Origin of the sequence: Streptomyces sp. CC224B (assembly GCF_030010595.1) — a bacterium.
Lineage (GTDB): Bacteria > Actinomycetota > Actinomycetes > Streptomycetales > Streptomycetaceae > Streptomyces > Streptomyces longispororuber.
The window spans coordinates 1-10,394 of the sequence record NZ_JASCXL010000187.1; the positions used below are offsets into that span (position 1 = coordinate 1).

The 10,394-nt window shown below is 71.1% G+C and carries 9 protein-coding genes; 2 read left to right on the plus strand and 7 right to left on the minus strand.

What is annotated here, in order from left to right:
* Positions 1-137: 137 nt before the first annotated feature.
* Together QK440_RS39740 and dapA are read right to left on the minus strand one after the other, a co-directional pair.
* Positions 138-1,823 (minus strand): ribonuclease J, encoded by a 1,686-nt coding sequence (locus tag QK440_RS39740; protein WP_282798140.1) that lies wholly within the window; start codon positions 1,821-1,823, stop codon positions 138-140.
* Between the two features lie 129 nt (positions 1,824-1,952).
* Complete coding sequence (dapA, locus tag QK440_RS39745; protein WP_282798141.1) at positions 1,953-2,852, minus strand: 4-hydroxy-tetrahydrodipicolinate synthase; 900 nt, start codon at positions 2,850-2,852, stop codon at positions 1,953-1,955.
* Positions 2,853-3,276: 424 nt separating this feature from the next.
* Between dapA and QK440_RS39750 the strand changes: the two genes are divergently transcribed.
* Positions 3,277-3,516, plus strand: coding sequence for a hypothetical protein (locus QK440_RS39750; RefSeq protein ID WP_282798142.1), 240 nt, complete (start codon positions 3,277-3,279; stop codon positions 3,514-3,516).
* A gap of 234 nt (positions 3,517-3,750) precedes the next feature.
* Entirely contained in the window at positions 3,751-4,311 is a 561-nt protein-coding gene (locus QK440_RS39755) for a hypothetical protein (protein ID WP_282798143.1), read from the plus strand.
* 25 nt (positions 4,312-4,336) lie between these two features.
* Here the strand turns inward: QK440_RS39755 and QK440_RS39760 are convergent, their stop codons facing one another.
* From QK440_RS39760 to rpsO, 5 genes are all read right to left on the minus strand, one after another.
* The gene (locus QK440_RS39760) at positions 4,337-4,789 is read right to left on the minus strand and encodes a hypothetical protein (protein WP_282798144.1); all 453 of its coding nucleotides are present in this window, start codon (positions 4,787-4,789) and stop codon (positions 4,337-4,339) included.
* Positions 4,790-4,805: 16 nt separating this feature from the next.
* Positions 4,806-5,558, minus strand: coding sequence for a 4-hydroxy-tetrahydrodipicolinate reductase (dapB, locus tag QK440_RS39765; RefSeq protein ID WP_282798145.1), 753 nt, complete (start codon positions 5,556-5,558; stop codon positions 4,806-4,808).
* Between the two features lie 77 nt (positions 5,559-5,635).
* A complete protein-coding gene (locus tag QK440_RS39770) occupies positions 5,636-7,015 on the minus strand; it encodes a pitrilysin family protein (RefSeq protein WP_282798146.1) in 1,380 nt (459 codons plus the stop codon).
* The gene (locus QK440_RS39775; RefSeq protein ID WP_282798147.1) at positions 7,012-9,240 is read right to left on the minus strand and encodes a polyribonucleotide nucleotidyltransferase; all 2,229 of its coding nucleotides are present in this window, start codon (positions 9,238-9,240) and stop codon (positions 7,012-7,014) included. The genes QK440_RS39770 and QK440_RS39775 overlap by 4 nt, the downstream gene beginning before the upstream one ends.
* Before the next feature lie 465 nt (positions 9,241-9,705).
* Complete coding sequence (gene rpsO / locus QK440_RS39780) at positions 9,706-9,993, minus strand: 30S ribosomal protein S15 (RefSeq protein ID WP_031484852.1); 288 nt, start codon at positions 9,991-9,993, stop codon at positions 9,706-9,708.
* Between the last annotated feature and the right edge of the window lie 401 nt (positions 9,994-10,394).

A 10,394-nucleotide genomic window follows, 5' to 3' on the forward strand; every position in this document is an offset into this window, starting at 1 on the left:
GGGGGGGGGGGGGGGGGGGGGGGGGGGGGGGCCGCCCCGCGGCTCGTGTCCCCCCGGGGGGGGGGGGCGGCCCCCCCCCCCCCCCCCCCCCCCCCCCCCGCTCCAGGAGAGGCGACGTCAGGCCAGGTCAGAGGGGCTCAGACCTCGACGACGACGGGCAGGATCATCGGGCGGCGGCGGTAGTTGTCCGAAACCCACTTGCCCAGCGTCCGGCGGATGAGCTGCTGGAGCTGGTGGGGCTCGACGACACCGTCCTGGGCCGACTTCTCCAGGACCTCCTGGACCTTCGGGACGACCGCGACGAAGGCCCCGTCCTCGATGCCCGAGCCGCGGGCCTGGATGTGCGGGCCCCCGGTGATCTTGCCGGTGGTCGAGTCGACCACGACGAAGACCGAGATGATGCCCTCTTCGCCGAGGATGCGGCGGTCCTTGAGCGCCGGCTCGGTGACGTCGCCGACCGAGAGGCCGTCCACGTACACATAGCCCGCCTGGACCTTGCCGACGATCTTGGCCTTGCCCTCGACGAGGTCGACGACGACGCCGTCCTCGGCGATCACGATGCGGTCGTGCGGAACGCCGGTGAGGGCGCCCAGCTCGGCGTTGGCGCGCAGGTGGCGCCATTCGCCGTGGACCGGCATCAGGTTCTTGGGCTTGCAGATGTTGTAGAAGTACAGCAGCTCGCCGGCCGACGCGTGGCCGGAGACGTGCACCTTCGCGTTGCCCTTGTGGACGACGTGCGCGCCCCAGCGGGTCAGGCCGTTGATCACGCGGTAGACCGCGTTCTCGTTGCCCGGGATGAGCGACGACGCCAGGATCACCGTGTCGCCCGACACGATGCGGATCTGGTGGTCGCGGTTGGCCATCCGGGACAGGGCCGCCATCGGCTCGCCCTGGGAGCCGGTGCAGACGAGGACGACCTCGTGGTCCGGCAGGTCGTCGAGCGTCTTGACGTCCACGACCAGGCCCGGCGGCACCCGCAGATAGCCGAGGTCACGGGCGATGCCCATGTTCCGGACCATCGAGCGGCCGACGAAGGCGACGCGGCGGCCGTACTCGTGGGCGGCGTCCAGGATCTGCTGGATGCGGTGCACGTGGCTGGCGAAGCTCGCCACGATGATGCGCTTGCGGGCGCCCGCGAAGACCTGCCGCAGCACGTTCGAGATGTCGCGCTCGGGCGGGACGAAGCCTGGGACCTCGGCGTTCGTGGAGTCCGAGAGGAGAAGGTCGATGCCTTCCTCGCTCAGCCGCGCGAACGCGTGCAGGTCGGTCAGGCGCCGGTCCAGCGGAAGCTGGTCCATCTTGAAGTCGCCGGTGTGCACGACCATGCCCGCGGGCGTGCGGATGGCGACCGCGAGGGCGTCCGGGATGGAGTGGTTGACCGCGACGAACTCGCAGTCGAAGGGGCCGAGGCGCTCCCGGTCGCCCTCGGCGACCTCGAGCGTGTAGGGCCTGATGCGGTGCTCCTGGAGCTTCGCCTCGATCAGCGCGAGGGTCAGCTTGGAACCGATCAGGGGGATGTCCGGCTTCTCCCGCAGGAGGAAGGGGACACCGCCGATGTGGTCCTCGTGGCCGTGCGTGAGCACGATGCCCTCGATGTCGTCGAGGCGGTCCCGGATGGACGTGAAGTCCGGCAGGATCAGGTCGATTCCGGGCTGCTCCTCCTCGGGGAAGAGCACTCCGCAGTCGACGATCAGCAGGCGTCCGTCGTACTCGAAGACCGTCATGTTCCGGCCGATCTCGCCGAGGCCACCGAGCGGGGTGACCCGCAGGCCGCCCTTGGGGAGCTTCGGCGGGGCGCCGAGTTCAGGATGCGGATGACTCAAAAGACTCTCCTCACCACGCGCGCCACGTGCCTCGGGGCACGTGGCGCGCGTGACGTTCGTGCAGTAGCAGTTGTTGTGTGCGGGCGCGAGGCCCGCGGCTTGGTGCGTATTGAGTTGTGAAGTCCTTGGTCAGAGCTGTACCCCGCCGGCCGCAAGATCGATCTTGAGCTGGGCGGTCTCCTCGGCGGACAACTCGACGAGCGGCAGGCGCAGCGGCCCCGCGGGCCGGCCCTGGAGGGTGAGCGCGGCCTTGGTCGTGATCACACCCTGCGTACGGAACATGCCCGTGAACACCGGCAGCAGCTTCTGGTGGATCTCCGTGGCCTTCTGGACGTCGCCGTTGAGGTACGCCTCCAGCATCGCGCGCAGCTCGGGCGTGACCACGTGGCTGACGACGGAGACGAAACCGCACGCGCCGACCGAGAGCAGCGGCAGGTTGAGCATGTCGTCGCCGGAGTACCAGGCGAGGCCGGAGCGGGCGATGGCCCAGCTCGCGCGGCCGAGGTCGCCCTTGGCGTCCTTGTTGGCGACGATACGCGGGTGCTCGGCGAGGCGCACGATCGTTTCGGTGTTGATCGGTACGCCGCTGCGGCCCGGGATGTCGTACAGCATCACCGGCAGGTCGGTGGCGTCGGCGATCGCCGTGAAGTGCCGGAGGAGGCCGTCCTGCGGGGGCTTGTTGTAGTACGGCGTGACCGTGAGCAGGCCGTGGGCGCCGGCCGCCTGGGCGGCGCGGGCGAGTTCGACGCTGTGGCGGGTGTCGTTCGTCCCGACGCCGGCGACGACGTGGGCGCGGTCGCCGACCGCTTCCAGGACGGCACGTACGAGCTCGGTTTTCTCCGCGTCGCTGGTGGTCGGGGACTCGCCGGTGGTGCCGTTGACGATCAGGCCGTCGTTGCCTGCGTCCACCAGGTGGGCGGCGAGCCGCTGCGCGCCGTCGAGGTCGAGTGCGCCGTCCGCCGTGAACGGCGTGACCATGGCGGTGAGGACCCGCCCGAAGGGGGTCTGCGGAGTCGAGGTCGGAGCCATGGGTAACACGCTACTCGCTGCTCAGCGCGGGGTCGCCCCTCGGGGCGGGTGGGAGGTTGCCGCTCAGGGAGCCCGGCACTGCCTGCTCGGGGGTTCAAGCAGTGCCGGGTCCGTTTGATCAGGCTAGATGAACTTCTAGAAATGCCGCAATACGGACACTTCTGTCGGCTCATTCGCACATATGAGCCGCGCGGAGCCGGTGTCCGCCCCGCCCGGGCGGGGAAGGCGCGGTGTGGGACGGCACCGGCGCACGGCCGCCCGGCGCCCCCTCGAGACCATCGCCCCTCAGACCATCGCCCTTCAGGACAACCTCCCCTCTGACAATCTTCGGCGAACTTGCCAAAACCGGGCACCCTTTCGCCGTTCCGAGCGTCTGTATGGGTAAGAGAGTTCCGTTCGAGACTTGTGAGGAGAAGCGCGCCCCATGTTCCGTCGGCGAGAGCCCGTTCCGTTCGCCTTCATCGCCGAAGCCGAGAAGTTCCGCAGCAACATCACTCCCCCACCCCGTGAGCGCGCCACGGCCGGTCAGCTCGTGGGCCGGGCGCTCATCGGGCTCACCGTGGTCGCCGGGCTCGTGGGCTCCGTGATCCTCGGCATGCCCGCCATGTCCGCCGACCAGTCGCCGGCCAGGACCCAGCACTCCGAGGCCTACGACGGCCGCTGACGGCCGTCCCACCGCTGACGGCCGCTGACGGCCGTCCCGGCCTCGCTCCGGCCCGCCGAGGGCCGCGCGCACCCCGGACGGGCGCCGGGGGACTCCCCCGGCCCCTCCCGGCGCCCCGGTCCACCCTCTTGGGCCCGCCGGGGCACCCCTTGGGCCCCCAGCGCTGGTGGCAGGGGTCACGGCTCGATAGCCTCACCGGGCACAACCCGTGCGTGGAGTGAGTGAGGACCAGCCGTGCCCCTGCCTTTCCTGACCGCGGACCGCGCTTTCGACGACGCGGCGGAGGACGCCGCGCTCCCGTTCCACGACCGCGACCGCTGGCGCCGGCCGTACCGCCCGGGCCCCTGGCGCGTCGCCGCCGCCGCGCTGCTGCTGCTCCTCGCCTCGTACGTCCTCGTCGCCGCCGTGGTCATCGCGCTCGCCGGTGCCCTGCCGGGCGCCGGTCTCTGCGTCTGCCTGGCCGCGCTCGTCATCGGCGCCGCGCTGCGGCTGCTGCGGGTCGGCACGTGGGTGAGCGCCCGCGGGCTGCGCCGCGTGTCCTTCCTGCGTACGCAGACCGTGCCGTGGGCCCGGGTCGCCTCCGTGCGCACGGCCCAGCAGCCCGTGCGCTGGCTCGGGCTTCCGCGCACGGTTCAGGGGCAGGCGCTGATGCTCGTACGCCACGACCGGCCCGCCGGCGAGGGGGCGACGCTGCTCACCGATCGCGGCGCGGACTTCCTCGCGCGCCGCACGGCCTTCGACCGGGCCGCCGACGCCATCGAGGTGTGGGCCGACGAGTACCGGCCCACGGCCTGACGCCGGACGGGCAGGGCGTCCGGCGTCAGACGCCGAGCGGCCTGCCCTCGTGCAGGGCGATGGCCCGCTGCATGGCCTTGCGGGCCCGCGGGGTGTCCCGGGCGTCGTGGTAGGCGACGGCGAGGCGGAACCAGCAGCGCCAGTCGTCGGGGCTGTCCTCCGTCTCGGCCTTGCGCCGGGCGAAGACCTCGTCGGCGGACTCGCGGTCGATGCGCCCGCCGGGCGTGCGCTTCAGTTCGTCGACGGGCAGGCCGCCCTCCGCCTCGAGTTCGACCGCGAGCCGGTTGGCGCGCTGGACGAAGCGGGTGTTCTGCCACAGGAACCAGACACCGATGACCGGCAGGATCAGTACCGCGGCCCCGAAGGCCACGGTGAGGGCGGTGCCGTGCTGTATGAGGAGCACGCCACGGCTGCCGACCAGGACGAAGTAGACGACGAGGACGGCGGCCGTGACGGCGTAGGTGATCTTTGCGCGCATGAGTCCGGTCCTCGGGTCAGCCGAGGTCGAGGAAGTGTTCCAGGCCGAAGGTCAGGCCCGGGGTCTCCACCACGCGGCGGGCGCCGAGCAGGATGCCCGGCATGAAGCTGCTGTGGTGCAGCGAGTCGTGGCGGACCGTGAGCGTCTCGCCCTCGCCGCCGAGCAGCACCTCCTGGTGGGCGAGGAGCCCCCGCAGCCGTACCGCGTGCACCGGCACCCCGTCGACGTCCGCGCCGCGGGCCCCCTCCAGGGCGGTCTCCGTGGCGTCCGGCTGCGGGGCGCTGCCCGCGCGCTCGCGGGCGGCGGCGATGAGCTGGGCGGTGCGCGTGGCGGTGCCGCTCGGGGCGTCGGCCTTGTTCGGGTGGTGTAGCTCGACGACCTCGACCGACTCGAAGTACGGGGCCGCGATCTGCGCGAACTTCATGGTGAGGACCGCGCCGATGGAGAAGTTCGGCGCGATGAGCACGCCGGTCCCCGGGGACGCCTCAAGCCGGGTCCGCAGGTGCGCGAGGCGCTCCTCGGTCCACCCCGTCGTACCGACGACGGCGTGGATGCCGTGCCGGACGCAGAAGTCGAGGTTGCCCATCACCGAGCCGGGCGTGGTCAGCTCGACCGCGACCTGGGCGCCGGCCTCGGCCAGCGTCTCCAGTTGGTCGCCGCGGCCGAGCGTGGCGACAAGGTCCATGTCCTCGGCGGCCTCGACGGCCTTGACCGCCTCGGAGCCGATGCGGCCCTTGGCGCCGATGACCGCCACGCGCAACTTGCTCATCTGCCTGTTTCCTAACGCGAGTTCGCGAGTTCGCGAATGGTGAGTCGTACGGGACCCGGGTCCGGCGAACCGGAACCCTAGGCCACCGCTTCATGCAGGCGGGCGGCCTGCTTGTCCTTCAGCGGGCCTATCGCGGAGAGCGACGGGCGCTGTCCCAGGATCTCGCGGGCGACCGCGCGCACCTCGTCGGGGGTGACGGCCGAGATCTGCGCGAGCATGTCGTCGACCGACATCTGCTCGCCCCAGCACAGCTCGCTCTTGCCGATGCGGTTCATGATCGCGCCGGTGTCTTCGAGGCCGAGGACCGTGGAGCCCGCGAGCTGCCCGACGGCGCGCCTGATCTCGTCGTCCGTCAGGCCGTTCTCGGCGACGTGGTCGAGCTCGTCCCGGCAGATCTTGAGCACGTCGTGGACCTGGCTGGGGCGGCAGCCCGCGTACACGCCGAACAGGCCGGTGTCGGCGAACGCCGAGGTGTACGAGTACACGCTGTAGGCCAGGCCGCGCTTCTCGCGGACCTCCTGGAACAGGCGCGAGGACATGCCGCCGCCCAGCGCGGTGTTCAGCACGCCCATGGCCCAGCGGCGGTCGTCGGTGCGGGCCAGGCCCGGCATGCCGAGGATGACGTGGGCCTGCTCGGTCCTGCGGTCGACGACCTCGACGTGGCCCGCGGTGCGCAGGCGGCGGGCGCCGGCGCGTGGGGCGACGGGGGTGGCGTCGGTGCGGGTGAGGGCGCCCGCCTTCTCGAACGCGGCGCGGACCTGGCGGACCACCTTCTGGTGGTCCACGTTGCCCGCGGCGGCGACGACCAGGTGCGTGGGGTCGTAGTGCCGCTTGTAGAAGCGCCGGATGCGGTCCGCGGTCAGGGCGTTGATCGTGTCGACGGTGCCGAGGACAGGGCGGCCGAGGGGGGTGTCGCCGAGCATCGTGTGCGCGAACAGGTCGTGCACGCAGTCGCCCGGGTCGTCCTCCGTCATCGCGATCTCCTCGAGGATGACGCCGCGCTCGGCGTCGACGTCCTCCTGGCGGATCAGCGAGCCGGTCAGCATGTCGCAGACCACGTCGATGGCGAGCGGCAGGTCGGTGTCGAGCACGCGCGCGTAGTAGCACGTGTACTCCTTGGCCGTGAAGGCGTTCATCTCGCCGCCGACGGCGTCGATCGCGGAGGAGATGTCCAGGGCGCTGCGCTTCCCGGTGCCCTTGAAGAGGAGGTGCTCCAGGTAGTGCGTCGCGCCGTTCAGGGACGGCGTCTCGTCGCGCGAGCCCACGTGGGCCCAGATGCCGAAGGTGGCCGAGCGGACCGACGGGAGGGTCTCGGTGACGACGCGCAGGCCCCCGGGGAGGGTGGTCTTGCGGACGGTGCCGATGCCGTTGGCGCCCTTGATCAGGGTTTGGGTACGGGCGACGGCCCGCGCCTCCGAGGAGGTGCGGGCCGTCGCCTTGGAGCTACGGGACGTCACTTGTCGGTGTCGTCCTTCGCCTCGGCCGCGTCGTCGGCGCCGTCCTCGCCCTCGACCACGGGGATCAGGGAGAGCTTGCCGCGCGAGTCGATCTCGGCGATCTCGACCTGGACCTTCTGGCCCACGCCGAGGACGTCCTCGACGTTCTCCACGCGCTTGCCGCCGGCGAGCTTGCGGATCTGCGAGATGTGCAGCAGGCCGTCCTTGCCCGGGAGCAGGGAGACGAACGCGCCGAAGGTCGTCGTCTTCACGACGGTGCCCAGGTAGCGCTCGCCGACCTCCGGCATGGTCGGGTTGGCGATGCCGTTGATCGTGGCGCGGGCGGCCTCGGCGGCCGGGCCGTCGGCGGCACCGATGTAGATGGTGCCGTCGTCCTCGATCGTGATGTCGGCGCCGGTGTCCTCCTGGATCTGGTTGATCATCTTGCCCTTCGGGCCGATGACCTCACCGATCTTGTCCACCGGGATCTTGACGGTGATGATCCGCGGCGCGTTCGGGGACATCTCGTCCGGAACGTCGATCGCCTCCATCATCACGTCGAGGATGTGCAGGCGGGCGTCGCGGGCCTGCTTCAGCGCCGCGGCCAGGACGGAGGCGGGGATGCCGTCCAGCTTGGTGTCGAGCTGGAGGGCGGTCACGAACTCCTTGGTGCCGGCGACCTTGAAGTCCATGTCGCCGAAGGCGTCCTCCGCACCGAGGATGTCGGTGAGGGTGACGTAGTGCGTCTCGCCCTCGATCTCCTGGGAGATCAGGCCCATGGCGATGCCGGCGACGGGGGCCTTCAGCGGCACACCGGCGTTCAGCAGCGACATGGTGGAGGCGCACACCGAGCCCATGGACGTCGAGCCGTTGGAGCTCAGCGCCTCGGAGACCTGGCGGATCGCGTAGGGGAACTCCTCGCGCGTCGGCAGGACCGGCACCAGGGCGCGCTCGGCGAGGGCGCCGTGGCCGATCTCGCGGCGCTTCGGGGAGCCGACGCGGCCGGTCTCGCCGGTGGAGTACGGCGGGAAGTTGTAGTTGTGCATGTAGCGCTTGCGGGTCACCGGGGAGAGGGTGTCCAGCTGCTGCTCCATGCGGAGCATGTTGAGGGTGGTGACGCCCAGGATCTGGGTCTCGCCACGCTCGAACACCGCGGAGCCGTGCACGCGCGGGATGGCCTCGACCTCGGCGGCCAGGGTGCGGATGTCGGTGACACCGCGGCCGTCGATGCGCTTCTTCTCCTTGATGACGCGCTCACGGACCAGGGTCTTGGTCAGCGAGCGGTACGCGGCGGAGATCTCCTTCTCGCGGCCCTCGAACTCGGGGAGCAGCTTCTCGCCGGCCAGCGCCTTGACGCGGTCAAGCTCGGCCTCGCGCTCCTGCTTGCCCGCGATGGTCAGCGCCTGCGCCAGCTCCGTCTTGACGGCGGCCGTCAGGGCCTCCAGGACGTCGTCCTCGTAGTCGAGGAAGATCGGGAACTCGCCGACGGGCTTGGCGGCCTTGGCGGCGAGGTCCGACTGGGCCTTGCACAGGACCTTGATGAAGGGCTTCGCGGCCTCGAGACCGGCGGCGACGACCTCCTCGGTGGGGGCCTCGGCACCGCCCTTGACCAGCTCGATGGTCTTCTCGGTGGCCTCGGCCTCGACCATCATGATCGCGACGTCGCCGTCCTCGAGGACGCGACCGGCGACGACCATGTCGAAGACGGCGTCCTCGAGCTCGGTGTGCGTCGGGAACGCGACCCACTGGCCCTTGATGAGGGCCACGCGCGTGCCGCCGATCGGGCCCGAGAAGGGCAGGCCGGCCAGCTGCGTGGAGCAGGAGGCGGCGTTGATCGCGACCACGTCGTAGAGGTGGTCGGGGTTGAGCGCCATGATCGTCTCGACGACCTGGATCTCGTTGCGCAGGCCCTTCTTGAAGGACGGGCGCAGCGGGCGGTCGATGAGGCGGCAGGTGAGGATCGCGTCCTCGCTGGGCCGGCCCTCACGGCGGAAGAAGGAGCCGGGGATCTTGCCGGCCGCGTACATCCGCTCCTCGACGTCGACCGTCAGGGGGAAGAAGTCGAGCTGGTCCTTGGGCTTCTTCGAGGCGGTGGTGGCCGACAGCACCATGGTGTCGTCGTCCAGGTACGCCACGGCGGAGCCGGCGGCCTGCTTGGCGAGGCGGCCGGTCTCGAAGCGGATGGTGCGGGTGCCGAAGGTGCCGTTGTCGATGACGGCCTCGGCGTAGTGGGTCTCGTTCTCCACCAGCGATTTCTCCATTACGTATCGTCTTTTCACCCCGTGGCCCGTGTGGCCCGGGGTCCGCCCCTGCCCGTGTGGCGGGGGCGGTGCGGAGAAGCGCGCCGTGGGTGCGGGCCGGTCTTCGATCGAAGCCCCCGGGGGACTCGCGTCCTCCGGAAGCCACTACCGAGGACCGGCGACGGCGGGGTGCGCCTCTCCTTCGGTTCCTCTATGCGGTTGTGCTCTGTTCCGTGCGGTGGTGCTGTTGTGCTGCTCCGCCGTGCCGCGGTGGTGCCTTGGCCCCGTGCGGTCGCGGCCTGTGCGGTCGCGTCGCGCGCGGTGCTGTTCGTTTTTCCGGACGGGCCGGAGGCCACCGCGACTGTGGCGGATGTCACCAGACTACAAAGCCACGGCGACACCGCGCACGTACAGCAAAGGGAGCGGCCCCCTTCGAGTGCTTCGAGTGGGAACCGCTCCCTTCACGGCGACTTACTTGGCGCCCGCCGCACCGCGGCGGATGCCGAGGCGGTCGACCAGGGCACGGAAGCGCTGGATGTCCTTCTTGGCCAGGTACTGCAGCAGGCGGCGGCGCTGACCGACCAGGATCAGCAGACCACGACGGGAGTGGTGGTCGTGCTTGTGCGTCTTCAGGTGCTCGGTCAGGTCCGAGATGCGGCGCGAGAGCAGCGCGACCTGGACCTCGGGGGAGCCGGTGTCGCCCTCCTTGGTACCGAACTCGGCCATGATCTGCTTCTTCGTAGCGGCGTCGAGCGACACGCGTACTCCTCAGTGATGTCTACGTTCGCCTCCGAGTGCCCCTGGTCTTCTTCTCAGGGGTGCTTCCGGGACTCGGGAGGCATGGGGTCCACCTCGGGGAGGCGGGGTGTCCACCTGGCGAGGTGGGATCCACCGGTGAGGGTGGGTGCCGCGTGGCGCGGTCCGTCGGGCCGAGTGGCCTGAGGGTGCGCGCAGACAAGCGGGCGTTACATAGCGTACCAGCCCGCAGGTGGGGGCCTTCCGGCGGTGGGTGGGGCCGGGGGCGGGGGTGGGGGGTCGGGGGGGGGCGGGGGGGGGGGCGGCGCCCGGGGGGGGGGGTCCCACGCCCAGTCCGGCGGCGGTGAGACGACCTCGAGGACGGCCAGGCCGTGCGCGTGGAAGGTGTCGATGACGGCGTCGTG

Excerpts from the sequence above, each read along its gene's own strand:
- QK440_RS39760 (WP_282798144.1), bottom strand. The coding sequence starts at position 4,789 with ATGCGCGCAAAGATCACCTACGCCGTCACGGCCGCCGTCCTCGTCGTC.
- dapA (WP_282798141.1), bottom strand. The coding sequence starts at position 2,852 with ATGGCTCCGACCTCGACTCCGCAGACCCCCTTCGGGCGGGTCCTCACC.
- dapB (WP_282798145.1), bottom strand. The coding sequence starts at position 5,558 with ATGAGCAAGTTGCGCGTGGCGGTCATCGGCGCCAAGGGCCGCATCGGC.
- QK440_RS39750 (WP_282798142.1), top strand. The coding sequence starts at position 3,277 with ATGTTCCGTCGGCGAGAGCCCGTTCCGTTCGCCTTCATCGCCGAAGCC.